The organism is Thalassospira sp. MCCC 1A01428, from assembly GCF_002115825.1.
Classification (GTDB): domain Bacteria; phylum Pseudomonadota; class Alphaproteobacteria; order Rhodospirillales; family Thalassospiraceae; genus Thalassospira.
The window spans coordinates 1-25116 of sequence record NZ_JFJZ01000049.1; the positions used below are offsets into that span (position 1 = coordinate 1).

General features: G+C 53.3%; 24 protein-coding genes. 11 read left to right on the plus strand and 13 right to left on the minus strand.

What is annotated here, in order from left to right; all coding sequences use genetic code 11:
- Nucleotides 1–940, plus strand: a 940-nt coding sequence (locus THS27_RS22465; RefSeq protein WP_139835709.1) for an amidohydrolase family protein, incomplete at its 5' end; no start/stop codon positions are given.
- A gap of 35 nt (nucleotides 941–975) precedes the next feature.
- On the opposite strand, the gene THS27_RS22470 is transcribed toward THS27_RS22465, so the two are convergent.
- Nucleotides 976–1905: a LysR family transcriptional regulator gene (locus THS27_RS22470; RefSeq protein WP_085594695.1), complete on the minus strand. Its 930-nt coding sequence runs from the start codon at nucleotides 1903–1905 to the stop codon at nucleotides 976–978.
- Between the two features lie 192 nt (nucleotides 1906–2097).
- Between THS27_RS22470 and THS27_RS22475 the strand changes: the two genes are divergently transcribed.
- Nucleotides 2098–3054 carry an EamA family transporter gene (locus tag THS27_RS22475; RefSeq protein ID WP_085594697.1) on the plus strand — a complete coding sequence of 319 codons (957 nt, stop codon included), beginning with the start codon at nucleotides 2098–2100 and terminating at the stop codon, nucleotides 3052–3054.
- A gap of 219 nt (nucleotides 3055–3273) precedes the next feature.
- Here the strand turns inward: THS27_RS22475 and THS27_RS22480 are convergent, their stop codons facing one another.
- Together THS27_RS22480 and THS27_RS22485 are read right to left on the minus strand one after the other, a co-directional pair.
- On the minus strand, nucleotides 3274–5100 hold the full coding sequence (locus THS27_RS22480; RefSeq protein ID WP_246833068.1) for a DHA2 family efflux MFS transporter permease subunit: 1827 nt from the start codon (nucleotides 5098–5100) through the stop codon (nucleotides 3274–3276).
- The gene (locus THS27_RS22485) at nucleotides 5100–6203 is read right to left on the minus strand and encodes an HlyD family secretion protein (RefSeq protein ID WP_085594699.1); all 1104 of its coding nucleotides are present in this window, start codon (nucleotides 6201–6203) and stop codon (nucleotides 5100–5102) included. The genes THS27_RS22480 and THS27_RS22485 overlap by 1 nt, the downstream gene beginning before the upstream one ends.
- A 105-nt stretch (nucleotides 6204–6308) precedes the next feature.
- Between THS27_RS22485 and THS27_RS22490 the strand changes: the two genes are divergently transcribed.
- On the plus strand, nucleotides 6309–7001 hold the full coding sequence (locus tag THS27_RS22490; RefSeq protein ID WP_085594701.1) for a TetR/AcrR family transcriptional regulator: 693 nt from the start codon (nucleotides 6309–6311) through the stop codon (nucleotides 6999–7001).
- A 296-nt stretch (nucleotides 7002–7297) separates the two neighbouring features.
- Nucleotides 7298–8515 carry an NADP-dependent isocitrate dehydrogenase gene (locus THS27_RS22495; RefSeq protein WP_085594703.1) on the plus strand — a complete coding sequence of 406 codons (1218 nt, stop codon included), beginning with the start codon at nucleotides 7298–7300 and terminating at the stop codon, nucleotides 8513–8515.
- Nucleotides 8516–8628: 113 nt separating this feature from the next.
- Here THS27_RS22495 and THS27_RS22500 read toward each other — a convergent pair whose 3' ends face one another.
- Nucleotides 8629–9369 (minus strand): SDR family oxidoreductase, encoded by a 741-nt coding sequence (locus THS27_RS22500; protein ID WP_085594705.1) that lies wholly within the window; start codon nucleotides 9367–9369, stop codon nucleotides 8629–8631.
- A 117-nt stretch (nucleotides 9370–9486) separates the two neighbouring features.
- Here THS27_RS22500 and THS27_RS22505 point away from each other — a divergent pair, with 117 nt between their 5' ends.
- Nucleotides 9487–10452 (plus strand): AraC family transcriptional regulator, encoded by a 966-nt coding sequence (locus THS27_RS22505; RefSeq protein WP_210402986.1) that lies wholly within the window; start codon nucleotides 9487–9489, stop codon nucleotides 10450–10452.
- Nucleotides 10453–10631: 179 nt separating this feature from the next.
- On the opposite strand, the gene THS27_RS22510 is transcribed toward THS27_RS22505, so the two are convergent.
- A complete protein-coding gene (locus THS27_RS22510; RefSeq protein WP_085594709.1) occupies nucleotides 10632–11297 on the minus strand; it encodes a hypothetical protein in 666 nt (221 codons plus the stop codon).
- A gap of 151 nt (nucleotides 11298–11448) precedes the next feature.
- On the opposite strand from THS27_RS22510, the gene THS27_RS22515 reads away from it, so the two are divergent.
- Nucleotides 11449–11985, plus strand: coding sequence for an RNA polymerase sigma factor (locus THS27_RS22515; RefSeq protein ID WP_085594753.1), 537 nt, complete (start codon nucleotides 11449–11451; stop codon nucleotides 11983–11985).
- Nucleotides 11982–12959 (plus strand): hypothetical protein, encoded by a 978-nt coding sequence (locus THS27_RS22520; RefSeq protein WP_085594711.1) that lies wholly within the window; start codon nucleotides 11982–11984, stop codon nucleotides 12957–12959. Before THS27_RS22515 ends, THS27_RS22520 begins: the two co-directional genes overlap by 4 nt.
- Nucleotides 12960–13075: 116 nt before the next feature.
- Here THS27_RS22520 and THS27_RS22525 read toward each other — a convergent pair whose 3' ends face one another.
- From THS27_RS22525 to THS27_RS22545, 4 genes are all read right to left on the minus strand, one after another.
- The gene (locus tag THS27_RS22525) at nucleotides 13076–13939 is read right to left on the minus strand and encodes a pirin family protein (protein WP_085594713.1); all 864 of its coding nucleotides are present in this window, start codon (nucleotides 13937–13939) and stop codon (nucleotides 13076–13078) included.
- 265 nt (nucleotides 13940–14204) lie between these two features.
- The gene (wrbA, locus tag THS27_RS22535; RefSeq protein ID WP_085594717.1) at nucleotides 14205–14807 is read right to left on the minus strand and encodes an NAD(P)H:quinone oxidoreductase; all 603 of its coding nucleotides are present in this window, start codon (nucleotides 14805–14807) and stop codon (nucleotides 14205–14207) included.
- 189 nt (nucleotides 14808–14996) lie between these two features.
- Nucleotides 14997–16034 carry a glycerophosphodiester phosphodiesterase gene (glpQ, locus tag THS27_RS22540; protein ID WP_085594718.1) on the minus strand — a complete coding sequence of 346 codons (1038 nt, stop codon included), beginning with the start codon at nucleotides 16032–16034 and terminating at the stop codon, nucleotides 14997–14999.
- 204 nt (nucleotides 16035–16238) lie between these two features.
- Complete coding sequence (locus THS27_RS22545) at nucleotides 16239–17912, minus strand: M20/M25/M40 family metallo-hydrolase (RefSeq protein WP_085594720.1); 1674 nt, start codon at nucleotides 17910–17912, stop codon at nucleotides 16239–16241.
- 147 nt (nucleotides 17913–18059) lie between these two features.
- Between THS27_RS22545 and THS27_RS22550 the strand changes: the two genes are divergently transcribed.
- Nucleotides 18060–18476: an Lrp/AsnC family transcriptional regulator gene (locus tag THS27_RS22550; protein WP_085594722.1), complete on the plus strand. Its 417-nt coding sequence runs from the start codon at nucleotides 18060–18062 to the stop codon at nucleotides 18474–18476.
- A 24-nt stretch (nucleotides 18477–18500) separates the two neighbouring features.
- Here THS27_RS22550 and THS27_RS22555 read toward each other — a convergent pair whose 3' ends face one another.
- Together THS27_RS22555 and THS27_RS22560 are read right to left on the minus strand one after the other, a co-directional pair.
- Complete coding sequence (locus THS27_RS22555; RefSeq protein WP_085594724.1) at nucleotides 18501–19457, minus strand: helix-turn-helix domain-containing GNAT family N-acetyltransferase; 957 nt, start codon at nucleotides 19455–19457, stop codon at nucleotides 18501–18503.
- A 166-nt stretch (nucleotides 19458–19623) separates the two neighbouring features.
- Nucleotides 19624–20808, minus strand: a complete 1185-nt coding sequence (locus THS27_RS22560) for a VWA domain-containing protein (protein WP_085594726.1) — start codon at nucleotides 20806–20808, stop codon at nucleotides 19624–19626.
- Between the two features lie 47 nt (nucleotides 20809–20855).
- Between THS27_RS22560 and THS27_RS22565 the strand changes: the two genes are divergently transcribed.
- The 3 genes from THS27_RS22565 to THS27_RS22575 all read left to right on the plus strand — a co-directional run bounded on the left by THS27_RS22565 (nucleotide 20856) and on the right by THS27_RS22575 (nucleotide 23203).
- The gene (locus THS27_RS22565) at nucleotides 20856–21404 is read left to right on the plus strand and encodes a hypothetical protein (protein ID WP_085594728.1); all 549 of its coding nucleotides are present in this window, start codon (nucleotides 20856–20858) and stop codon (nucleotides 21402–21404) included.
- 160 nt (nucleotides 21405–21564) lie between these two features.
- Nucleotides 21565–21897 (plus strand): helix-turn-helix transcriptional regulator, encoded by a 333-nt coding sequence (locus THS27_RS22570; RefSeq protein WP_085594730.1) that lies wholly within the window; start codon nucleotides 21565–21567, stop codon nucleotides 21895–21897.
- Nucleotides 21884–23203 carry a type II toxin-antitoxin system HipA family toxin gene (locus tag THS27_RS22575; protein WP_246833069.1) on the plus strand — a complete coding sequence of 440 codons (1320 nt, stop codon included), beginning with the start codon at nucleotides 21884–21886 and terminating at the stop codon, nucleotides 23201–23203. The genes THS27_RS22570 and THS27_RS22575 overlap by 14 nt, the downstream gene beginning before the upstream one ends.
- A gap of 32 nt (nucleotides 23204–23235) precedes the next feature.
- Here the strand turns inward: THS27_RS22575 and THS27_RS22580 are convergent, their stop codons facing one another.
- On the minus strand, nucleotides 23236–24081 hold the full coding sequence (locus THS27_RS22580; protein WP_085594734.1) for a MoxR family ATPase: 846 nt from the start codon (nucleotides 24079–24081) through the stop codon (nucleotides 23236–23238).
- 131 nt (nucleotides 24082–24212) lie between these two features.
- Entirely contained in the window at nucleotides 24213–25106 is an 894-nt protein-coding gene (locus tag THS27_RS22585; RefSeq protein WP_085594736.1) for a LysR family transcriptional regulator, read from the minus strand.
- Nucleotides 25107–25116 lie beyond the last annotated feature (10 nt).

Genomic DNA, 25116 nt, shown 5'->3' on the forward strand with positions numbered 1-25116 from the left:
ATCAAATGCCGGGACTAAACATGTTATTCCCCCTGTTTGGGCACAGGCCCTGGGCAAACATGGCGGCGATCCATCGGGGTGGCATATGCCTGACTGGTCCCCAGCGCAGGCGATTGAATTTATGGATCGTTTGCATATTCAAACCGGTATTCTGTCACTCACCGCGCCCGGTGTTGCCGGTTGGCACGGGCAGGAACGCCGCGATATGGCGGCACGGGTCAATGATTACAGTGCTGAACTGGTGTCCACGCAACCGGCCCGATTTGGCAATTTCATCACCTTGCCCTTGCCCGATATTGACGGCACCCTGCACGAAATTGACCGTGGCTTTGACAGTTTAGCGGCGGACGGCGTTGTTTTACTTACCAATTATGACGGCGAATATCCCGGCGATGCCAGGTTTGACCCGGTTTGGGCCGCCCTTAATGCCCGCAAGGCTGTTGTCTTTGTCCATCCAACCAAACCCTTTGGCCTTGATGTGATTACCGGTATTCCCGCCCCCACGCTTGATTATCCGTTCGACACCACCCGGCTGGCGGCACAACTGGTGTTTAACGGCGTAACCCGCCGCTATCGCGATGTAAAAATCATTCTGTCCCATGCCGGAGGATTTTTACCCTATGCCGCCCAGCGCTTTGCTGAACTGGCAACTGCCTTTCGCAGCGACATTACCGACCCGGCCGCTATCCTGGAGGAATTTCGCCGGTTTTATTTTGATACGGCCCTGTCATCCAGCCAATATGCCCTGCCCAGCCTAACGGCATTTGCAAAACCCGAACACATCCTGTTTGGCAGTGATTTTCCCTATGCCCCGGCCCGTATCGGGCAATCGTTTGCCAACCAGCTTGATGAAAACACCACCTTGTCAGATCAAACAAAAACAGCAATTAACCGCGATAATGCCCTGTCGCTGTTTCCCCGGCTGACACACGCAAAATAACCGCTGACAAACCTTTAAGCCGCGTTATCCGCAGGCTATGCCAGGCTACATTGATGGCTGGCATGGCCTGCTGCCCCGTTTAACAACAATTGCCGTGCTTTAAACTGTTCGGCCACCCAGTCTCCGGCAATACGAATACCTTCGGCCTTGCGTAAATCGCGATGCACAATCAGCCAGATGTCGGAATTTAACACTGCAATCGGTTGTGAAACACGCACCAGCCCCGGGTCTTTATCGCCCAAAAAACAGGGCAAAATGCCCGCCCCTACCCCACTTCGCACGGCGTGTTGCAGCATGGGCGTTGTTCCGGCGCGAAAAACCGGTTTGGCATCGCCCAGATGTCCCAAAATCCAGCGCTGGCTTTCATATAAGTCAAATTCTTCGGCAAAACAGGCCCAGGGGGCATCGATAAAAATGCGGTCTTTGGTCATTGCCAGCATTTGTGCCGCAAGGGCGGGGGCTGCGTAAACCGCACAGCCGATTGATCCCAAACGCCTTGTGACAAAATCGCCGGTTAAGGGCAAACCATGGCGTACAGCAAAATCCGCCTCGCGTTTGGTTAACAGCTGGGTATCGTCAGACTGGCGAATTTCCAAAAACAAACCCTCGGGCCGCTGGCCGATTTCACCCGCCAAGAACAAGGCCGACCACGGGCTTGCTGTCAGGCGAACCTGCCGATCACGCACACCGGAAATGGCGTCGCCGTGCCGGTGAAATGCCAAAGCTGCTGTTTCCATCGCTTCGGCCCGCGGCATTAAATCGCGCCCGGCATCGGTCAGGCGTAATCCTTCGGGTAAACGGTCAAACAACGTAACGGCAAGGTCGGCCTCAAGTGCAGTTAAGTGACGGCCAACAGTGGGCTGGCTAATGCCCATTTCCAGCGATGCCGCGCGCAGGCTTCCGGCACGGGCAATGCCCAGAAACATGCGAATATGGTCCCAGTCCGGTGTTTTTCCTGCCTGCATCCTGGTCCTGCCCCGTTTGATTTATGGGTTTATACACTGTCGGCCTGCCCCGTTTATATCAGGCAAATTCGCCCTGGCCCATATCGGGTAAAGTGATACAAAAATGAATAGCCACATCAAAAATACAAGCATAGATATTCATTTCTGAAACGGCAACACTGGGCATAATCATACAAATTTGAGATTTTTCATATGCCTGTTGTCTTATTGCTTATATTAACCACCGTCACCTGGGCGAGCCTTTTGGTCGCCAATCGCGTAGCATTGCTGCAATTTCATGCCGATGCCTATGCGATGACATGCTGGCAACTGGCTTTTGGCGGGTTGGCGCTGATTGTTTTATCACCGGGACGTCCCATTCCCTGGCGTCAATTTGCCTTGCCGGTAAACTGGTTTTACGGATTTTTACGTGTCCTGACCGGCGTCAGCTGGACGGCGGCCCTTATTTACATTTCATCGCCACAAAGCGGTATTTTATCGCAAACCGGGATGCCGATGGCCGCACTGGCCGCAACCTTTATTTTGGGGCGCCCACCCCACAAAAGCGAATGGTTTGGCCATGCTGTATTATTGATCGGCGCCGGATGGATGGCATTTCACTTACCCGGTGGTTTCACCAACCCCGCGGTGTGGTTGATGCTGGCAAGCGAGGTAACCGCCATTTCATCATCGGTGGTGGCGGAAAAACACCCCCATAACCAGGTCACCGACAGTTGGGCACATTTACGCTTTACCGGGGTTTTACTGCTGATCACGTCTGCCATGTTTTTGATTTTTCCGCCCTTGATCGGCATCGTATCACCCATCGACCTGCCGTCGCTGTCCCTGGAAAATTTCTTTGGCCTTCAAACTGTTTTGTGCGGACTGGTAATCGGGGTTTTGCTGCGTGGTCCGGCTATGGTGTTAACACTTCGATCTATCAAGCTGGCCGGCATTGAAACCTATATTCTGGCCACCAGCTTTTTGCCCTTTATTTTATTGGCCATCGAGGCCGTCGCCGCACGCTTTACCACCACCCCCAGCCCCAAACCCGATGGTGTTTTCTGGGTCTGTGCCGCACTGGTAGTAAGTGGCATTGCCCTGATCACGCTAAGCAAACGGCGCGGGGCCAAACTACGGACTGCGCGCCTGGCTGCCAGCACCCAATAATTCACCAGGGCGCGTTGGCTGGCTCACAAGCAAGCCGACAGTACAGCGCAAATACCGGTTTGACATTACCCCGGCCCCAAAACCAAAACCCCCGAACCACACCGGACAAGCCGGGTAATTCGGGGGCATGGCAAACCGCACAGGCGGGGTCGGGGGGGAAGACCTTGCGCGGTTTTGTCGTCAGGTCCGAACCTGTTGGGAAACGGACCAAAGGGGATATTAGTGTGCGGGTGCGGCAGCCCCCGGTGTTTTTGGTTTTTTCGCCAATGGCAACAAAATCAGCGCGACCACAAAAGCCGCCGCCATTACCAGATGCACATCGTTAAAGGCGATCATGGTCGATTCACGGGTCAGAATATTGCCAATTGATTTCATGGCTGCCGCCGCGGGTTCGGCCACCCCCAGCGACTGATACCGTGTGGTAAGGGTATTTAGGTAATGCTGATAAACCGGGTTGGACGGATTGATATATTCGGCCAGATGCGTCCAGTGCAGGTCGGACCGGTTATCAAGCAATGTGTTGATACAGGCCAGCCCAATGGCCCCGCCAAGGTTACGTGTCAGATTAAACAGGCCTGATGCGTTCTTGATTTTATCATGCGGTAAAGTTCCCAATGCCAGATTGGTAATTGGCAACATACAAAACATCAAGGCAAAGCCACGCACGGCCTGGGGAACCAGCAATTCATCAAAGCCCAGCTGGCTGTTTTGAAAACCGTTTAAACCAACACCCAACGCAAACAGCGCCAACCCGAAACCCAGCAACACCCGCGGTGGTAAAACCCGCATCAGTCGCCCGGCAATCGGCGCGGACAGGAACTGGCATATTCCCGTTACCGCCATAATGGTGCCGATTTGCAAGCTGTCAAAACCACGTACCCGCGCCAGTTCAAGCGGCAAAATATACACACTGCCATATAAACCGATCCCCAGCGTAAAGCTGAAAATACACCCCATGGAAAAGTTGCGATCCGTAAACGAGCTTAGATCGACAATCGGCTTTTCATAGGTGAACATCCGCCACAGGAAATACAGCCCCGACAGGGTACAGATCACCGCGCCATACGTAATGGCCCGGTCATCGAACCAGTCATTTCGCGGTCCTTCATCAAGCACATATTCCAGACTGCCCAGAAACGCCGCCATCGCCACCAGGCCTTCGATATCAAAGCCTTTCAGCAAGGAGCGATCCCCTTTATCGATGCGCAGGGTCATTGCAACAACGGCACCAACCAGAAGACCGGGTACAACATTGATCAGGAACAGCCAGTGCCACGAAAGCGACTGGGTAAGATATCCCCCCAAGGTCGGGCCAACAGTGGGGGCCATGGTTGCGATCAAACCAATGATCACGCTGGCACCGTTTTGGCGGGATTTGGGGAAAATAATATAGGTGGTGGCAAAAACCGTTGGAATCATCGCGCCGCCAAGGAAGCCCTGCAACGCCCGAAACAGGATCATGCTGTTGATGGACCACGCCATGGCGCTAAACACGCTCATGATCGTGAAACCGGCAGCGGACAGCACAAACAGCCAGCGCGTCGAAATCAGGCGCGACAAAAAGCCCGACAGCGGAATCATGACAACTTCAGCGATCAGATAGGATGTCTGCACCCAGCCAATTTCATCGGGGCTGGCCGACAACCCGGCCTGAATATCTTCAAGCGAGCTTGCGACAATCTGAATATCGAGAATTGCCATGAACATGCCAATGACCATCGCGATCCAGCCGATAAAATGCAGCGGGTCAACATGATCAGGGCCTTGCGGGGCACCGCCGCCAACCTTGGCACCACCGCCCGCGCCGCCGGATCCCCCGGCACCGCCAGATACAGACGGAGACGTTGCCCGGGACGATGACGATGACGAGGAAGATGACGTCACAGGTAGCGACGATTCGGACTGTGATTTTACCACCTGTTGGTCATTGCCTGCTTGCGCCGGAATGTCGGCATGCGAGCGCGTTGACGGGGCAGAACTGATCACGGACCGGTCTGTTGCACTGGCACGCAGGCCATCGTCCTGATCACGCGTGTCATCGGCCATTATTGCAACTCCGATACTTCACGAACCTGGGCCTTGGAGGGTGCAAGCCCGGTACCCGCAGCATGCATTTCGCCCGATGCGTCGCGCACATCAACATTCACCACCACCGACAGACCTGGACGCAGGACGTCGGCCACGGGGCTGGAATCCAGTTTGATACGAACAGGAACACGCTGGGTAATTTTGGTGAAGTTACCCGTGGCATTTTCTGGCGGTAACAGACTGAACTGTGCGCCAGTACCCGGGGCAAAACTTTCGATGACACCGGTAATTTCCGAGTCAGGAAAGGCATCAACTTCCAGCGTCACTTTTTGCCCTGGCGCCATATGGCCGATCTGCGTTTCCTTGAAATTGGCAACGGCGTAAACACCGGGCAACGGCACCAGAACCAGCAATTGCTGCCCCGGCTGCACCAAAGCCCCCAACTGCACCGACCGGTTGCCGATTACACCATCAAACGGGGCGGCAATACGGGTATCGTCCAGCGATTGCTGTGCCAGATCAAGATCGGCGCTAGCTTCGGATACCGCACGTTCAGCTTCAATTTTTTGCGCTTTCAGAACTTCAAGCTGGCCCTGCTGCACAGCAAGGGTTGCCTTGGCGGCATTTACCTGGGCGATGGCCTTGTTCCGGTCGGCAACGGCGTAATCATATTTCTGGCGGCTGGCCGCGCCTTTTTTAACCAGGTCTTTATAGCGGTCAAAATCTTCGCCGGTTGTGTTCAGATCAACCTTTGAAATGGCGACATTTGCTGCAGCCTGATCAATAGAGGCCTGCTGCAGGGCAATTTGTTTGTCCATTGTATCAAGGGCGGCCATGCGCGATTCAAACGCAGCCTTGGCCTGATTGTACTTGGCCTGATAATCTTCATCGCCAATCACCATCAAAAGGTCGCCCTTTTTGACGGTCTGGTTATTTTCCACCAGCAACCGGTCGATATAGCCCGAAACCTTGGGCGAAATTGCCACCTGGTCGGCATGTAAATAGGCATTGTCGGTTTCTTCGTGATAGCGCCCCTCGGTCACCCAATAGAAACCGTAATAGGCAGCCCCGCCAATTGCAGCTATCGCAATAACCGGCAGCAGGATTTTTTTAACGTTCATTTTGAAGCATCATTCCTTTTGGTATTGATTAGTACCATTTGCTGCAATATGGTACTGCTCAGTACCCCGGTCAAGAATTAAATTGATCAAAAATGGAATGGCACCTTGTCCGAAAACAAAAAAATCGATCCGCGTACCGAGAAACGGCGCGAAGCAATCGTTGAAGCCGCACGTGAACTTTTTTGCGAACACGGTCTGGCTGGCACAACACTGGAAATGATCACAGCTGAAGCCGGAGGCTCCAGACGAACGATCTATGAATTGTTTGGCAACAAGGACGGCGTGTTTGAAGCGGTGATTCGCAATTGCACAGGCCGCATCACCAAAATTATGCGCGACCTGCCAATTTCGCAGCAGCCCCTGCGCGAAACGCTGATAATATTTGGTGAAACCCTGATGTCGGTTTTAACCCAGTCCGACACGCTGCGTTATATGCGCATGTTTCTAGCCGAAGTTCCGCGCTTCCCCCATCTGGGCCGGGTATTTTATGAAACCGGCCTGATGACCGGTCGTCGCCTGATGTCGAACTATTTTGAACAGCAAATGCAACAAGGCACCTTTCCCAAAGGCAACCCGGAACTGGCCGCAAGCTTTCTGATCAGCCTGATCAAGGCCGATTACGATATTCGGCAAATGGCGTTCATTGGCTGGGAACCGCGCGTGCCCGATTTAAAACAGCATGTGACAATTGCTGTCGATATGTTCCTGGCCGGTTACGGGTTGGGCGCACCGATTGACCCGGGCACTGCCCCATCCTCGCTTTTAAGCCCCCATGACGCAAACTTATCGCAAAACTGACCCGGCAAAATCAGGGGCGAAATTATATTGGCGATAACACCGGAACCACCAAATTCCAAAGCGTTACGCCCCTGGATACCGGGCACGTAAATGGCCAGGGCAATTTAACGTATATGGCGACGAAAAGAACTTGCGAGGGAAGTTAAGGCAGCCTATTTGATTTTGCGTTCGCATCCTGTATGTTGCGTTCTCCCGACGCGGCCAGGGCGCTCCCTCGCGCGCCGGATGAAGTTTGACCCACCTTGTCAAATGGCAGCCGCGCTGATACCTGGCCGCGGCCAGAAAGGGAGTATTCTATGAGCAAGATTCAAGTTAAGAACCCGGTCGTCGAGCTTGACGGCGACGAAATGACCCGGATCATCTGGGATTTCATTAAAAACAAACTGATCCTGCCCTATCTTGATATTGATCTGAAATATTACGATCTGTCGGTTCAGAAACGTGATGAAACCAACGACCAGATCACCATTGATGCCGCAAATGCCATCAAGGAACATCGCGTTGGTGTTAAATGCGCCACTATCACCCCTGATGAACAGCGCGTTGAAGAATTCGGCCTGAAAAAAATGTGGAAGTCGCCGAACGGCACCATCCGCAACATCATTGGCGGTACCGTTTTCCGCCAGCCGATCATTTGCTCGAACGTGCCGCGCCTGGTTCCGGGTTGGACCCAGCCGATCGTTATTGGCCGTCATGCTTTTGGTGACCAGTATCGTGCGACCGACTTCAAAGTCCCGGGTGCCGGTAAACTGACCATCAAGTTCCAGCCTGCTGATGGCGGCGAAGCCATTGAACATGAAGTGTTTGATTTCCCGTCTTCGGGCGTTGCGATGTCGATGTATAACCTTGATGACAGCATCAAGGGCTTTGCACGTGCCAGCCTGAATTACGGCCTTAACCTTGGCTGGCCGGTTTACCTGTCAACCAAGAACACCATCATGAAAGCCTATGATGGCCGTTTCAAAGACCTGTTCCAGGAAGTTTTCGACGAAGAATTCGCCGACAAGTTCAAGGCTGCCGGCATTACCTATGAACACCGCCTGATCGACGACATGGTCGCCTGTGCGATGAAATGGAATGGCGGTTTCGTCTGGGCTTGTAAAAACTATGACGGTGACGTTCAGTCCGACACCGTGGCACAGGGCTTTGGCTCGCTGGGTCTGATGACCTCTGTTTTGATGACCCCGGATGGGCAGACCGTCGAAGCAGAAGCTGCACATGGCACCGTGACCCGCCACTATCGCCAGCACCAGCAGGGCAAAGAAACCTCGACCAACCCGATTGCGTCGATCTTTGCCTGGTCGCAGGGCCTTAAATATCGTGGTGAGTTTGATGGTACCCCGGAAGTCGTCAAATTTGCCGAAACCCTGGAAAAAGTCTGCGTCGACACCGTCGAAGCCGGCTTCATGACCAAGGATCTGGCATTGCTGATCGGTCCGAACCAGAAATGGCTGACCACCACCCAGTTCCTCGACAAACTGGATGAAGGTTTGAAAGCTGCGATGGGCCTGTAATTGCCCGGCAGTTTTGCCCAACTGATAAACCCCGCCAGATTAATTTCTGGCGGGGTTTTGTTTTACAACGCGGGCTTTTCTTCAGGTGGCCTCAATGCTCGCTGCCCCAATGTTCAGGGTTGGGCCGTAGAACGAATAATAATTTCACCAACATCGACATCATCGGGTTGTTCAATGGCAAAGGCCATGGCGCGCGCCACCGCATCGGGTGACATACCAAAATCTTTTCCCGCCTGGGTTGCGCTGTCACGCAAGGCCATATCGGGAATATGGCTGGCAAAGGCGGTTTGGGTCATGCCCGGTGAAATAACGGTAACGCGAAAATCCTTACCCGCTTCTTGCCGTACCCCTTCGGACAGGGCGCGCACGGCAAATTTGGTGGCCGAATAAACCGATTGCACAGCAACGGTTTTATGCGCTGCCGTTGACGCCGTATTAATAACATGACCCGATTTCTGACGCCGAAATATCGGTAAAACCGCTGCAATACCGTAAAGCACCCCTTTCAGATTAATATCGACCATTGCATCCCAATCATCGACTTTCAGATGATCCAGTGGTGAAATCGGCATCACACCGGCATTATTGATTAAAACGTCAACCCGGCCAAAAGATGCCAGGGCCAGATCCACCAGCGAAGCCACCTGTTTTGCATCACGCACATCCACCGTCTGGCACAGACTGTTGCCGCCCGCAGCCGTAATTTCATGGTTAAGCTGGTCCAGTCGGCCCTGCCCGCGGGCGCCCAAAACAAGCTTCGCACCGCGTTGCGCCAGCAAGCGTGCGGTTGCCGCCCCGATACCGCTGCTTGCCCCGGTTAAAACAATAACTTTTCCTTCAATCCCCGATAACATGGCAGTTCCTTTCACGGTCGATTTCATATTTGCAAAGGGAACAGCACATATTGCCGATCACGATCAGATGATCTATGCATCAACATCCAGTTTTTTATATTGATCGTCTAAAATATCGTGGATCCTTTATCGCAAATATTCGCCCTGTTCGAGGTTCGGTCCGTCGCCACTGCCCGTTTCGAGGCCGGGGGCGACTGGGCATTACAATTTCCGGCCAAGCCATATTTGAAATTCAACGCTGTTTTGCGCGGCAGTTGCTGGATCAAAATCCCTGACGCACCCCCAATAAAACTGCGTTGCGGCGATACCTTTTTAATGACAGATGCACCGCAATTTGTGCTTTCAAGCGCGCCAGATCTAACCGCGCAGGAAGCAGCCCCGGTATTGTTACAGGAACCGCCCAATATTTTGCGCTTTGGCGGGGATGAAACAGTTTTGATCGGCGGCGGTTTTATTTTTGCCGATAGCGACACACAATTTCTGCGGCATATTCTGCCGGCGTTTATGCATATTCCCGCACAGCAGGAAATGGCGGAGATATTGCGTACTACGTTGGGGATGCTGGACCAGGAACTAAGTCTGCACCCGGGCCAGATGGGGGCATCGGTTATGACGCGACGGCTGGCCGATATTTTACTGGTGCAAGGGTTACGGGCCTATAGCAAACAACAGGCTGGTGCAAAAATAGCGGGCTGGATTGGCGCGCTGGCTGATCGCCATATTGGCAAGGTGCTGTTTCAAATTCATAACGACATTGCCCGTCACTGGACATTAGGCGATATGGCAAACATTGCAGGCATGTCGCGGTCCGGGTTTGCCTTGCGGTTCAAAACATTGGTGGGGGAAGCCCCGCTGGCATATATTGGCATGTGGCGCATGCAGGTTGCACGTACCGAACTGCGCAATCCACAAACACCCGTTATCGATATCGCCACCCGGCTTGGCTATGGGTCGGAAAGTGCATTTGGCAATGCATTCAAACGCGCATTTGGCACGTCGCCCCGGCGATACTGGCAGGAACACCGGCAAAACGGCCCCGCATTTAGCACCAGCAACGCCAATCTTTTGTCGCCCGGACGTTAAAATACATTCCGCCAAGGCTGATAACTATCCGCACAGCGCAGACAAATATGCTTGCCCTGTAATCCATCCGGCCCGATCAAAAAAAAACCCCGCCAGATTACGTCTGGCGGGGTATTAGTTTGCACGTGTCCCAACGAGCGGCAGGGCTCAGAAACGACAGAATCACACGTTTCGAGCCGTCAGGTGCCGCTGGTCCCGGTCGTGCTTCCCGTGACACCGTTTACGCCTTGCGGCGCGACAATGGCGGGGCATTTCCCGTCATTGCATAATTTCGTTGCTGGCTCATTCGCCACCAGGTCATTTTTATGCCCGGTTTTTTGCGGCGGTGTTTGCCAACCGTCCCTGATAAACTTGCGTTCCTGTTCCAAACCAATGTCCGACCCGGCCGGTGCGCCAAAAACGTGCCATATGACATGGGGCAGTTCCCCCGCCATGCCTGGAATATCCCGAATACCGGGCGGCAAATCGCCTAACGCGTTTGCGCCCTGATCATTGTATCGGGACCCGGCATGCCCGCTTGCCACCGTGTCACTTTTCGGCAATGAACCATTGTCTGGCGCACCAACCGTGTCGTCCCCATTGGGAGACGGGCCACATGCAGTATCAAAAGAAGCACCTGCATCCGACCTTTCCGTACTGCCCGCACATGTCCCGGCCCCCGCCAGAATATGAAGCGCGCAAATTTCCTTGTGCCTTGCCGTTCCCGCCGTCTGCGTGGCGATTGGCCAAAAGCCATCACGCGCCGTATGGGCCGACAAGGGCGTTACCGCCAAAACAATCGTTGCAACGCAGCTAACTGTGCCTTGCAATAACCATTCAAGCAGCGCCATCTGTCCCTGGGCCATCCGCTTTCTCCCGATGCGAAACCCTGATTTTGTCTGCTCTTGAGGGAACAACGTTCACGTTGCCCTAATTCTTCCAAAAACTTTTTAAAAAATATGCGGAATAAAAATTCGACCCGGTACGTTGTCCCATTAACCGACTTATATGGATGCCATGCAGACAGATAGGTTCGACCCGGCACTGCGTGACGAAATGTCCCGCCTGTTGCCTCGCATACTTCGTTTTGCCCGGTCCCTGACCCGCGATGCTGCAACCGCAGAAGACCTGGTGCAAAACGCCTATATGAAGGCCGTTGAAAGCCTTGCGCAATTCACACCCGGCACCCGGCTGGATAGCTGGATGTTTAAAATTGTGCAAAACACGTGGATAGATGAAAAACGGCGCGCACAGCGGGCGGGAAACGTTATTTCGCTTCAGGATGCGCGCGAGGCAGGAATGCCGGTTCAGGGCCACGGGGGAAATGATCGCGTATTTTTGCGCGCAGCCCTGGCGACCCTGCCAGCAGATCAGCGATCGGCGCTGACGCTGGTACTGATTGAAGGGTATAGCTACCGCGAAGCTGCCGAGATATTGAAAGTGCCCGATGGCACCGTGATGAGCCGCGTCGCCCGCGCCCGCCGTGCGCTGGTTGATTTACATGACGCCGATCACGCTGTGCCACCGCGCGATATAAAACGGGGGACTCCATGACAACAACCCTTACGCCAAACGACGATTTGCTAATATCGGCCTGGCTTGACGACGAATTGGACCCGCCAGCCCGGCTTGAACTGGAACAACGTCTGGACACAGACAAAGCCCTGCGCGAGCGCCTGGAAATTATGGCGCTTCAGGCTGATATTCTGGAAAACCCGGCCGACGACACGGTACCGTTGCAACTTCAAAACCGCATCAATACCATCCTCGACACTGCCTTTGGTATGCAGGCATCATCGGCCGATATATCAGCGCGCCCGGGCAGCAATGTGACACCGGAAAAACACGACACCGATCTGCGCGACATCACGATGCTTTCGGCACCCGAAATGCAGAACGACGAGACGGATGACGTAAACAACGACGATGCGACACCGCAATCGCTGGTGCGACGCGAAAATGGGCAATTGGCACGTTTCATCGCGCATCCCCAATCCGGTCAGTCACATAAAGTTGGCCGGCAAATAGCAACCAGACCGAACGTAAATTATGGTAAAACACGAAACACTGGCGCAAAAACACCACACTGGTGGGCTGGTGCCGGCATTGCAGCCGCCATTGCCGTGGCTTTTGTTGCAGGCGGCTGGTATGGGCGCACAACATCGCCGATTGACCCGGTAATTGCAGCCAATAACAGCGATACCAAGGTGGATAATGCCGGGCTGGATATGCTGATTAATGAAACGCTGGAAACCACGCAAAGCGGACAAATCAAATATGCCGCACTTGCCACCAATTCGGAAAAAATCGGCAAGACCACCATCGAGCCACTGCGTACCTTTCAGCTTCAGGGCCGATTTTGCCGCGAATATCGCGCCGACATTGATTTGGGCCAGGATAAACCGATTACTTTTTTTGGCCGCGCATGCCGCGACCCCAAGGAAGGCTGGCAAACAGTGTATCGCCTGTTCCCCGGCTCGTCCGTGGATTTAGGGCCTGAGCCGTTGGCCGCCCACCAAAACCTGTAATGCAAATCGCATTTCAGACAAACAGCCATAAAAATAACGGGCGCAGATTTAAATCTGCGCCCGTTATTTCATTTAAGGCATATTTTCCGCAAAGGTGCTTAAACCAGTGCGCGGGTTCAACCTGTTGCTTTGGCCTGTACAAACCGGCCTTTTTGAAAATCTTCAAAAGCCTGCATCAGTTCTTGCCGGGTATTCATTACAAACGGGCCATGCCGAGCGACCGGTTCATTGATCGGGGCAGCCGCAATCAGCAACATCCGCCCGCCTTTGGCGCCTCCCTTTAACAAAACCAAATTGCCGTCTTTTAAAACTGCCAAATGATGGGTGGCAACCGCACGACCGGCAACTTCGGCGTCACCGATAAACACATAAACAAATGCGGCATGACCATCTGGCACTGGCAACGTAACCTCCGCACCTGGCGCCAGTTTCACATCCATAAAGACAGGCCTGGTGGCAATGCCCGAAACCGGGCCGGTTTTGCCAAATGCCTTGCCTGCGACCAGGCGAATATCAACGCCCCGATCCGGGCTGATTTCCACAACCTGGTCGGCTTCAAGGTTTTGATAACGCGGACGGCGCATTTTGTCTTTGGCTGGCAAGTTAATCCACAGCTGGAAGCCCTGCAAAAGGCCGTCTTCCTGCTCAGGTGTTTCGGAATGGATAATCCCGCTGCCTGCTGTCATCCATTGTACCCCGCCCGAACGCAAGACACCTTCGGACCCAATACTGTCATTATGGCGCATCGCCCCTTCGACCATATAGGTTACGGTTTCAAAACCGCGATGCGGGTGTTCGGGGAAACCGGCGATATAATCATCGGCCTTATCGCTGGAAATGGAATCAAGCATCAGAAACGGGTCAAGCATATCAAGAGCGGGCGACCCGACCGAGCGTTTCAGGCGCACACCGGCCCCGTCAGATGTATCCATCGCGCGGATAATACGGGCAACCTTGCGACGTTCAAGGGTATCAGTCATTTTTCATTCTCCGTGTCCGGGACCGGCACCAATGGCATCATCGGTGCGGTCAATTGGCACTGTTTTCTGCCCTTAAAATCGGCCTGATCGGCACAATTAACAAGGCCCGATGCAGCACCGGATTGTTTCCCGTTACGAACAATAACAACCTGGCTGCAGCAAAATGCATCGAAAGACCGGAAACACAGCAGGCTGCCCCGTATTTCCAAAGGGCAGCCTGCGACAAAATATAAAAACGTAGGGTTATATTCGTATCAAACCCGTTCTAGCTTGCCAATTTGGCAGCAAGTTCAGCAACATGTTTGCCTTGGAAACGTGCAATTTCAAGTTCGTTTTCCGAAGGCTGGCGCGAACCATCGGCCCCGGCCAGGGTTGTTGCACCATACGGGGAACCACCGGTAATTTCGTCCATATTGGTCAGGCCAGAACAGCTATATGGCACACCGACAATGACCATGCCGTGATGCAAAAGTGTGGTGTGGGTTGAGGTAATGGTCGTTTCCTGCCCCCCATGCTGGGTGCCGGTGGAGGCGAAGACGGAACCGATTTTGCCAACCAGCTTGCCCTGCGCCCAAAGGCCGCCGGTCTGGTCAAGGAAAGCCCGCATCTGGCTGCACATATTGCCAAAACGGGTAGGTACACCAAAAATAATCGCGTCATAATCGGCCAGTTCGGCAACGGTTGCCACCGGCGCATCCTGATCAAGTTTGGCACCTGCCCCCTTGGCAACGTCTTCGGGCATGGTTTCAGGCACCCGTTTGACATCAACCGTGGTGCCAGCCACACCGCCAGCCCCTTCGGCAATGGCCTTTGCCATTGTTTCGATATGCCCGTACATCGAATAATACAGCACCAATACTTTTGCCATTCCACGACTCCTGTTTAAAGGTTGCGACCAGTTTCTGATCATGTCGCAGGTATGATGGGCTGTTTGACGACCAACAAAAAGAGCGTGATTGGAAACAGTGTATTTCGCTACAAAATAGCGCAAGGGCCGGAACATTTCTGTCCCGGCCCTTTGGTTTTAATACCAATTCCCTGCTTGCCAGCAAAAAGTTTATTCCGGGGTCGCCGCCAGATAATCCACCACCTGATCGGGGAAGTCGGTGAAAACACCGTCGATCCCGGCATCATCAAATACCGCAGTCATGACAATGCGAAAGTCCCCGGCCCATGCCGGCAGCTGATCGGCGCGCAGGGTATAAACATGCACGGGCAAATGGCGGCGCTGGGCGGCAACAAGGGTGGGTGTCATCACCGCATGGCCATCCTCGCTTAAGCCCGATATCACCTGGTCAAGCGAGGGGCCAATGGCATCCACCACCTTGGCCATTTCGCCGACACCCTCATCGGTTTTCAGGAAATCGAAATCAACATTCGGGGCAATTTTCCAGCTATTTTCACCCAAAAGCTGAACCATACGGCCCTGATATTTAAGCTCGTTGCGAATACGTTTGGTTTCGTTCCAGTCAAAACACTGGATATATCCATTGGATTCGCGCGTGCCGTAGCCCCATTTTTCCATCACCTTGATCACGGCTTTGGAAATATCCTGCCCTTCGGAACGGTGCCAGGCCGGGTCTTTAATCTCGGCATAAACGCCAATATCGCGATCAGTGGACTTGTTTAAACCCTGGATCAGTTTGATTTCTTCTTCAAAGGTGGGAATTTTGAAAATGCCATATTCCAGGGGAAAACGCGCGCCATAAACCTGCTTGCCGGTTTTGGCATCAACCCGTTCGTGCACATTAAGGGTTTTCAATTCGGCCAGGGTAAAATCAATCGCATAAAACCGGCCATCCTTGCGGTGCCGTTTGGGGTATTTTTTGGCGACATCGGTGGTGGTATCAAGGTGAATATCGTGCATCACCACCGGCACACCGTCCTTGGACATCACCACATCCTGTTCGATAAAATCCGGGTCCATGCCATAGGCCAATGCCACCGCGGGCAAGGTATGCTCCGGCAAATACCCCGACGCGCCACGATGCGCGATCACAACATGATCATCGGTTATGGCCTGTGCCCTGGCCCCCGACACGGGCAACAGGGCCGCACAAAATAGTCCGGCTGCCAGCGCCATTACCTTAAACATCTGCAACTCCTTAATCCCGAAACGATTTTGCGCGATACTGACGCGCCCAAGCGGCAGGATCAAGGCAGTTCGATGGCATTGTTCACTGTTTATGGTATGGCACCTTCCGGCTCAGGCCATTAAGCCCGGTTGTCGGGACAACGAAATGAACAGCAATTACCGGACAAAACTGCGCATTTGCCCGATAATCTGTGCGTTCCTCCGTTACACCAGCAATTTTGCGGCAATTTCGCTCAGAAAATCGGGTAAAACCTTATAACAATAGGGGGCATACAACCGTTCCAGGCGCTGATGATATTCTCGTCCCCACGGGCCAATATTAACCACCGGATATTCCAGCGCATCGGCCACCGGATGATCGACCAGTTCGCCCACAGGGGTGTTTTCGGCAAGAGCTTTCGATTCGTCACTTTCTGGACACTTTCCGAAAAACGACATATCAGAAATACCGCCAAAATAGCCCCGATCAATGATTTTGGTATCATGGCGGGCTTCAATCACCTGCCGGGCTTCGTGAATGGCATCGATAAATTCGCGATCAAGCGACCGGGTGGTATCAAGATGTACGGCAGGGTAATGCAGGCTGGCATTACCGATTACAATTGCCGGGGCCAAAAGGCGAGCCTCCGCCATTGCGGCTTGCACCAGCACGCGCGAACGCAAAAGTGGATTATTGCTATAACGATATTCTTCTTCCACCGCGCCAATACGGGCAAGGGCCGCATCGCCGCCCACATCGCGGGCCATTTCAATTAAGCGCGCATAGGAAACAACTGCCAACGGGCGATAGGCCATCGGGCCGGGTTCACCATTGGCCTGTGCATGGATTTTTGCCCGTTCAAACAGCCGGGTCAGCGCCCGGTTGGCGGCACCCTCAACAATCTCGCCAAACTCGGTCAAAACGTCGGTGGATGTTCTGCCTTGTATCAGCCAGTTAAACGCCATCCATACATGTTCAGGCGTGGTGACTTCGTAATTTTCACGCAAATCACGGCATTCAAGGCATACCGGCGGCGGGGCCATAACATTGCGGGCCATGTCGGAAAGATCGGTATTTCCCTCAATCATCTGCATAATTTCGGCACTGATGACATGGGCGCTAATACCATCAAACGGGTATCCCACATGGGTGGGCTGGCCCACAATCATGGCAAAGGGCATTATTTTACCGATGGAACCGTGAAAAATCGCCCGGCCGATGTCACCATTTTCGTAATCGCTGCTGGCATCCAGGTTAATGCCCCCCACAATATCAATATTCCACCGGCGCACCAAATCGGGCAGCGCATTGCGCAGGCTGCGCATCCCGCAGCTATTGCGTTCTTCATCCGGGGTTAAAAACAACACCACATTGCCGGTGCGATCTGCCTGTTGCGAAAAATGCTCCAGAAAAGCAATCCCGGCGGCATCGCCACTTTTCATGTCCAACAAGCCACGACCGGGAATAAAATCGCCGCTTTGCAAATCTTTTAACGCCAGTTTTTCCTTGGCCGTCAGATCGTTACGCGCCGATAAATCCTTGATCAGGGCTGTGCAGAGTTCATCTGGTGAAAAGGCGAGGTCTTGCAAGTCGTGGTAATTTTCAATCGACACCACATCAAAATGGCCTGCCATCGCCAAGGTTTTGCGCCCCTGCCCGCGTACCAGCGCCACCACATTTTTCGCCATCGCCGTGCCATTGGCCACAAGGTGACTGTCAATCACCGCAATATCGTCAGGGTTTTCCTGAAAATAGGGAATTTCGCGCAGCAGCCCCACCAGCCTGTCAGCAAAATCGGCCTCGTCCTTGCTGCCGGTCACACTAGGCCAACGGGTCAGGCGTTCGGCAATTTCGCGGGTGCGAGCTTCGGGGGCCCAAGGGGAAAATATGGTCGTCATGACGATGCGCTGCCCTGATTTGTTGGTATTGGTTAAGTCAAATTACCCTGTCATCAGATCAATAAAAACGTCAATTTTGTACAATTTCAGGATACAAACTGCGTAAATCAGCTGATAAATTGCCGAAAACAGCAACGGACCCCAAAAATGGACGATCTGGACCGCCGCCTGATTGCCGAATTGCGCATCAATGCCCGCGCCTCCGTGCCCAAACTGGCCGACCTTTTGGGCGTGGCACCGGGCACGGTAAAAGCACGCATGACCCGACTGGAAGAAACCGGCGTCATTGCCGGTTACACCGTGCGATTGCGCGAAGATGCCAGCGACGGCACCATTCGCGGGGTAATGATGATGGAACTCTCAGGCCGTAACGTGAAGGCCCTGGTGGCAACATTGCGTAAAACGCTGGGCTTTCGCGCCCTGCACACCACCAATGGTGAATGGGACTTGATTGCCGAAGTCGAAGTGGGCAGCCTGCCGGAATTTAACCGCATCGTTACCCATATCCGCAGCATGGACGGTATTGCCAAAACCGAAACCTATTTGTTTTTGGGGCCTGCGTGATTTTTTAGCACGGCAAAACACCGGTCAGGCAGGTTTACGACGCACAAATTTCTGTTCCAGAACTTCACGCCCCCATTGCGTCCCCGGCCATTCGTCTTCCAGCACAAAACCAAAAGATTCATAAAGCCTCCGTGCCGCATCCAAACCACGGAATGTCCACAGACGGGTATTTTCAAACCCGGTATCATCACAAAACCGAAGTGCTGTTTGCAACAATTGCCGCCCGGCCCCTCTGCCGCGCAGGGCATCGTCCATCATGAACCAGCGAAGATGGGCGGTATTGTCGCCTAAATCCGCGCCATCAATGGCAATCGACCCTGCGATACGCCCCCCTTCCATCGCAGCCCAAATCTGGTTACATGGCATATCAAGCCTTCCGAAAAACTCTGCCAGGCCCGATGCAACCCTGGCCTCGAAAAAGGCACCGAAACCCTCGGTTCGGGCATAAAAACGCCCGTGCATTTCCGTCACCTTGCCAATCAGACCGGGCTGATAACCGGGCATGATCTGGATGTCGCCTGCGTCAGCTTTGTCATCATTTTGTCGGCTGGCAGCAAGGCCTTCGGCATAGGCAACCAACCCTTTCCGCACGGTTTCATGGGCCTGTTTGGGCAAATGTGAAAGGGCTGCGTAAACCTGATTGCGACCATAATGATTGATACGGCTTAACGTTTCACGTCCCTGATCGGTCAGGTGCAAAACCTTTGCCCTTCCATCCCCGGAATGGGTTTTTCCCGTCAACTCACCAGCCCGGATCAATTTTTGAACCAGTCGACTGACGCTCGATTTATCAAGCCCCAATATGGCCGCAAGATCCGAAGCCTGTAACGCACCATGACGGCCAATTTCAATCAGACTGTGAACGGCAGACGGTGACAAATCGGTTTGGGCAAGGGTTGGTTTCATAAAGCCAAGCTCGCGTACCATGCGGCGCGACGCATCACGAATGGGATCAATTATTGCGTCGGATATTTCTGCCATCTCGCCCTCATATGGTTGCATTATACAACTATATGAGCAAAAAACTTCTCTGGCAAATAATTCGCGCCGTCCGCTTAAGACTACATGGCGAAACGCCGTCCTCTCGCCAGACATCACAGGTCTATTTGGGGAAAGACGGTTAAAAGCCCGAAAAAACGTGATCGCTCTAGCGGTTCAACTCGCCTGTCATCCGGTCCAGCCCCTCAAGGGTAAGCGGATACATCCGCCCTTCCATCATCTTATGCAAAAGCTGGATCGACGGGGTGTAATGCCACCATTTTTCCGGTTGCGGATTGATCCAGGCGGCATGTTGAAAATGATCCAGTAAACGTTGCATCCAGACCTGCCCGGCCTCGGCATTCCAGTGTTCGACCGAGCCACCGGGATAGGTGATTTCATAGGGGCTCATAGTAGCATCACCAACAAACACCAGTTTGTAATCGCTGGAATAGGTATTGATCACATCAAGCGTTGACACCTGTTCGCTTCGGCGGCGGGCATTGTCTTTCCACAATCCTTCATAGGGGCAGTTGTGGAAATAATAATATTCCAGATGTTTGAACTCGGTTTTGACCGCCGAAAACAGTTCTTCACACACGCGGATATAATCATCCATCGAACCGCCGATATCAAACAGCATCAAGACTTTAACCGCATTATGCCGTTCGGGCCGCATTTGCACATCGAGCCAGCCCTGCCGGGCGGTTGAGCGGATGGTGCCGGGCAAATCAAGTTCGTCGGCCGCCCCGGTACGTGCCCATTTGCGGAGCTTGCGCAAGGCAACCTTGATGTTGCGGGTGCCAATTTCAACGCTGTCATCCAGGTTTTTAAATTCTCGCTTGTCCCACACCTTAACCGCACGGCGATGGCGCGATTTATCCTGACCAATGCGCACCCCTTCGGGATTATAACCATAGGCCCCAAAGGGCGATGTACCCGCCGTGCCGATCCATTTATTACCGCCCTGATGGCGCTTTTGCTGTTCTTCCACGCGCTGCTTTAAGGTCTCCATCAGCTTGTCCCAGCCGCCCAGCGACTGGATTTGCGCTTTTTCTTCCTCGCTTAAATATTTCTCGGCCAGTTTGCGCAACCATTCCTCGGGGATTTCCGCCGAAATTTCATCCCCCGCATCCGCCAGACTGGCAAGCCCCTTAAAATGCACACCAAATACCTGATCGAACTTATCAAGGTTGCGTTCATCCTTCACCAGCGACGCCCGGGAAAGATAATAAAAATCCTCCACCGAATATCCGGCAACGCCCTTCTCCACCGCCTCAAGCAGCGTCAGATATTCCCGCAAACTAACCGGGACGCGAGCCTCTTTGAGCTTATAGAAAAAGCCGGTGAACATCGTATACTCACCCCAACCAAAAGTTATCCAACAACAGGAGCGCAGTCATGATCGAACTGGCGGAAAGCCTTGCGTCAGAAATTCGAGCAAGACACAAAGACTCACCCGAGAAAATCACCAAAATTCATGCCTTACTGGATGACATAATACCGCAGATAGATGCAAACATTCACTTCTTTAGCAAAAATCATGGTTTTCATTTAGCCATTTCATTGATCGTTCTTCTAGATATGTCATGGCAAGTTCTCAGAAAAAACCGTAACGGCGTACAAAAAGATGATGAGTGGATAGAAAATTTTGTCCCTAATTCACCTCCTGAATTCGAGGAATATGTAGACAAAATCCTGTATCGTGAAGATAGAGCTACATTTGAAAATGCGAAGTTTGTGTATGAACTCCATACAGCTATTCGGCACCCTAACGATGAGTTAGCACAACTTCTTGAGAAATACCCGGGGCTATTCCATGATCCGTGGCCTGCAGAGCGTTCACGTAAGCTGTTACAAGCCGCCGAAAATATGCGCGAGATCTTCCAAATTATTCTTGAAAATTTAGATAATTCCTCGCCTTGGGGATCATCACAGCAATCTGTGTGACTTTAACGATTTTTCGTCGCTCTATAAGAATAGCAGTATGTGAGTTCACATCCCAACTTGGCGTACGGGCACTTGACCAGCACAACCAATTGGTATTTAATGTTCATTAAATTATACACAATACCGTTAATGACTAATTTAATGAACACAATAAACAACCATGAAACGCAAAAGAAGCTATTCACGCGCCACGCATCACGCGCTGTCTATTTTGGGCAGCATGATCCGCATTGGCCGCACCGAACGCAACATGACAGCGCAGGAATTGGCAGATCGCGCAGGCATTAGCCGCACCACCTTGCACAATATTGAAAAAGGTGCGCCGGGCCCCGAAATCGGTACGGTATTTGAGGTCGCCTGCCTTGTTGGTGTGCCCTTATTCGATACAGATAACCGGGTTTTGGCCCTGCAAGATGCCCGACTGCGTGAAAAACTGACACTTATGCCAAAAGCAGTGCGCCCGGTGACACAGGAGGTCGATGATGACTTCTGATGTAAGCGATGCCAGGGAAGCCTATGTCTGGATTTGGTTGCCCGGCAAAACGGAGCCCGTGGTTGCCGGTCGCATAACACAAGACGGAGAGCGATTGGTTTTCACCTATGGGGCAAATTATCGCAGCCGACAAAACGCCATCGCAATTTACGAACCGGAACTGCCACTTCGCCAGGGAACAATCGCCCCCTTAACCGGCCTCTCAATGGCAGGCAGCCTGCGCGATGCTTCGCCCGATGCCTGGGGAAGACGTGTGATCATGAACCAATTGACACGCTACAAACCAGATGCGAGCCATATCGCACATTTCAGCGAACTGACCTTTTTATTGCAATCAGGTTCCGACCGGATCGGTGCACTGGATTTTCAAACATCGGCAACGCACTACCAGCCCAGACTGGCCGCAGAAGCAACACTGGATGACTTACAGGCCGCAGCAGAGCATATCGAAAAAGGCCTGCCCCTCCCCCCGGCTCTGGACCAGGCGATAAATCACGGCACGTCGATTGGAGGCGCCCGCCCCAAGGCCCTGATCGAGGATGGAGCGCGAAAATTTGTCGCCAAATTTTCAGCCAGCTCAGACCTTTATAGCGTCGTAAAAGCCGAGTTCATCGCCATGCGCCTGGCCAAACATTGCGCACTGAATGTTGCACCCGTCACCCTGACGCGGGCAGCCAACAAAGATGTTTTACTGATCGAACGGTTTGATCGCGTAAAAAGCCAGCAAGGCTGGACGCGACGCGCAATGGTTTCTGCCCTTACGCTGCTGGGCCTTGATGAAATGATGGCACGATATACCTCCTATGAGGATTTGGCTGAAATCATCCGTCATCGTTTTGCAGCCCCCAAAGAAACCCTCAAAGAGCTTTATGGCCGGATAAGTTTTAACATCCTGTGCGGCAATACGGACGATCACGCCCGCAACCATGCGGCCTTTTGGGACGGCAATATGCTGCATCTCACCCCGGCCTATGACATTTGCCCACAGGGGCGCACTGGCAACGAGGCCACACAGGCCATGTTGATCAAAAATGACAACCGGGCCAGCACGCTGGCAAGCTGCCTTGCCGCCGCGCCCGACTATCACTTGCGCGAAGAGGAAGCCGCATCCATCCTTGAAAGGCAGATAACCGCCATCGCCGCGCAATGGGACGCTATTTGTCAAACAGCTCAACTGTCGCCGGTTGATCGCACCCTGTTTGCCGGGCGGCAATTTCTGAACCCCTATTGCCTCGAGGGCCTTAGTCATCGTCATAAGGGCCTGAAGGATGCGTTCTTACAGGCTCGCGCCAAAATCATGGCCTAAAAACCAGACTTTAGCGTCGCCGTCCCGTTTTCTTAACGTCCTTCGCGCCGCGCCATGAAGGCCAGGCGTTCAAACAGATGCACATCCTGTTCGTTTTTCAAAAGGGCGCCATGAAGTGGTGGCACCGAAGATTTGGCGTCTTTGGCGCGCAAAGCTTCGGGCGGGAGGTCTTCGGCCATGAGAAGTTTTAGCCAGTCGAGCAATTCGGAGGTTGAGGGTTTTTTCTTAAGCCCGGCGACATCGCGCATGTCGTAAAACAGGTTCAGGGCCTCGCTGACCAGCCGTTTCTGGATATTGGGAAAATGCACATCGACAATTTGCGCCATCGTTTCGGCATCGGGAAAGCGGATATAATGAAAGAAACAGCGCCGTAAAAAGGCGTCGGGCAGTTCTTTTTCATTGTTTGAGGTAATAATCACAATCGGCCGGTTGGTGGCTGTGACCATCTTTTGCGTTTCGTAAACGTAAAATTCCATCCGGTCGAGTTCCTGAAGCAAATCGTTGGGGAACTCGATATCGGCCTTGTCAATTTCATCGATCAGCAGAACCGGCGCGTCATCGGCCTCGAACCCTTCCCACAATTTGCCTTTGACGATGTAATTGGCAATGTCATGCACCCGTTCGTCCCCCAACTGGCTGTCGCGCAGGCGGGAAACGGCATCATATTCATACAGGCCCTGCTGGGCGCGGGTGGTGGATTTGATCGACCAGGTGATCAGCTTTTTGCCCAGCGATTTGGCAATTTCCTCGGCCAGGACGGTTTTGCCCGTGCCCGGCTCGCCCTTAACCAAAAGCGGTCGCTGCAAGGTGATGGCGGCATTAACCGCAACCATCAGATCCTCGGTCGCAACGTAATTTTCCGTGCCCTGAAACTTCATATCGTTCTGCCCTGCAACATAAGTTGACGTTTACGTTAACCTACGCTGCTGGCAAGCATTGAGCAAGGGCTGTGGTAACAACTTACCAACCATGTCTCGGCCTGGCTGGTATCATAACCAATATGCGCCGCTCAGGGCGTAAAGATCATTTGATCGCGCAAGCGCTGGGCAATGAAGTCTACACACAGCCGTACCTTGGCGGCAACATGACGACGATGGGGGAAAACCGCGTGAATAGGCGATGCCGGAAGGGCGATATCAGGCAGCACTATTTCAAGTTTACCAGCTTCAATATCCTCGATCACATCCCAGATCGATTTAATCACCAGCCCCGCCCCTTGCACAGCCCAGTCATGGGCAATTTCACCATCGTTACACGATAGCTTGCTGGCAACACGCACGACCTGCCCGTCGGCAAAATGCCAGTGATCATCGGCGGCAGTGCCAAGCAAAATGGCGTCATGCCCTGCCAGATCGGCAAGGGTTTTGGGCCGCCCCCGGTCGCGTAAATACCCCGGCGCACCGACAATTACCCGATAATTAGGCGCAATCTGGCGGGCGATCAGGGCAGAATCCTGAAGCGCACCAAAACGAATGGCAAGGTCATACCCCGCATCAACAATGTTTACCACTGCATCGCTGGCATCAAAATGCACATGCAAATCGGGATGTTGCATCTGGAACGCACGCAAAATGGGGGCCAGCCGTTTGCGCCCGAAAGCCACGGTTGCCGTTATGCGCAACCGGCCACGAACCGTATGGCTGCCTTGTGCTGCCTCGGTTTCGGCTTCGGCAAGGTCTGCCAGAATTTGCACACAACGGCGATAAAACCGCTCTCCCTCGTCGGTCAGGGCAAGTGTGCGGGTGGTCCGGTTAAGCAAACGCACCCCCAGCCGGCTTTCAAGCCGGGCGAGCCTGCGGCTGACAACAGGCAATGTCATGTTCAACGACCGCGCAGCCGCCGACAGACTGCCATTCTCAACCACACGCACAAAAATCGTCATATCGTGCAGGTTATCAGCCACGTGTTATTCT

What these genes read in the sequence shown, in the direction of transcription:
- THS27_RS22470 (WP_085594695.1), bottom strand. Translation starts at nt 1,905, where the DNA reads ATGCAGGCAGGAAAAACACCGGACTGGGACCATATTCGCATGTTTCTG.
- THS27_RS22475 (WP_085594697.1), top strand. Translation starts at nt 2,098, where the DNA reads ATGCCTGTTGTCTTATTGCTTATATTAACCACCGTCACCTGGGCGAGC.
- THS27_RS22480 (WP_246833068.1), bottom strand. Translation starts at nt 5,100, where the DNA reads ATGGCCGATGACACGCGTGATCAGGACGATGGCCTGCGTGCCAGTGCA.
- THS27_RS22485 (WP_085594699.1), bottom strand. Translation starts at nt 6,203, where the DNA reads ATGAACGTTAAAAAAATCCTGCTGCCGGTTATTGCGATAGCTGCAATT.
- THS27_RS22495 (WP_085594703.1), top strand. Translation starts at nt 7,298, where the DNA reads ATGAGCAAGATTCAAGTTAAGAACCCGGTCGTCGAGCTTGACGGCGAC.
- THS27_RS22500 (WP_085594705.1), bottom strand. Translation starts at nt 9,369, where the DNA reads ATGTTATCGGGGATTGAAGGAAAAGTTATTGTTTTAACCGGGGCAAGC.
- THS27_RS22510 (WP_085594709.1), bottom strand. Translation starts at nt 11,297, where the DNA reads ATGGCCCAGGGACAGATGGCGCTGCTTGAATGGTTATTGCAAGGCACA.
- THS27_RS22515 (WP_085594753.1), top strand. Translation starts at nt 11,449, where the DNA reads ATGCAGACAGATAGGTTCGACCCGGCACTGCGTGACGAAATGTCCCGC.
- THS27_RS22520 (WP_085594711.1), top strand. Translation starts at nt 11,982, where the DNA reads ATGACAACAACCCTTACGCCAAACGACGATTTGCTAATATCGGCCTGG.
- THS27_RS22525 (WP_085594713.1), bottom strand. Translation starts at nt 13,939, where the DNA reads ATGACTGATACCCTTGAACGTCGCAAGGTTGCCCGTATTATCCGCGCG.
- wrbA (WP_085594717.1), bottom strand. Translation starts at nt 14,807, where the DNA reads ATGGCAAAAGTATTGGTGCTGTATTATTCGATGTACGGGCATATCGAA.
- glpQ (WP_085594718.1), bottom strand. Translation starts at nt 16,034, where the DNA reads ATGTTTAAGGTAATGGCGCTGGCAGCCGGACTATTTTGTGCGGCCCTG.
- THS27_RS22545 (WP_085594720.1), bottom strand. Translation starts at nt 17,912, where the DNA reads ATGACGACCATATTTTCCCCTTGGGCCCCCGAAGCTCGCACCCGCGAA.
- THS27_RS22550 (WP_085594722.1), top strand. Translation starts at nt 18,060, where the DNA reads ATGGACGATCTGGACCGCCGCCTGATTGCCGAATTGCGCATCAATGCC.
- THS27_RS22555 (WP_085594724.1), bottom strand. Translation starts at nt 19,457, where the DNA reads ATGGCAGAAATATCCGACGCAATAATTGATCCCATTCGTGATGCGTCG.
- THS27_RS22560 (WP_085594726.1), bottom strand. Translation starts at nt 20,808, where the DNA reads ATGTTCACCGGCTTTTTCTATAAGCTCAAAGAGGCTCGCGTCCCGGTT.
- THS27_RS22565 (WP_085594728.1), top strand. Translation starts at nt 20,856, where the DNA reads ATGATCGAACTGGCGGAAAGCCTTGCGTCAGAAATTCGAGCAAGACAC.
- THS27_RS22570 (WP_085594730.1), top strand. Translation starts at nt 21,565, where the DNA reads ATGAAACGCAAAAGAAGCTATTCACGCGCCACGCATCACGCGCTGTCT.
- THS27_RS22575 (WP_246833069.1), top strand. Translation starts at nt 21,884, where the DNA reads ATGATGACTTCTGATGTAAGCGATGCCAGGGAAGCCTATGTCTGGATT.
- THS27_RS22580 (WP_085594734.1), bottom strand. Translation starts at nt 24,081, where the DNA reads ATGAAGTTTCAGGGCACGGAAAATTACGTTGCGACCGAGGATCTGATG.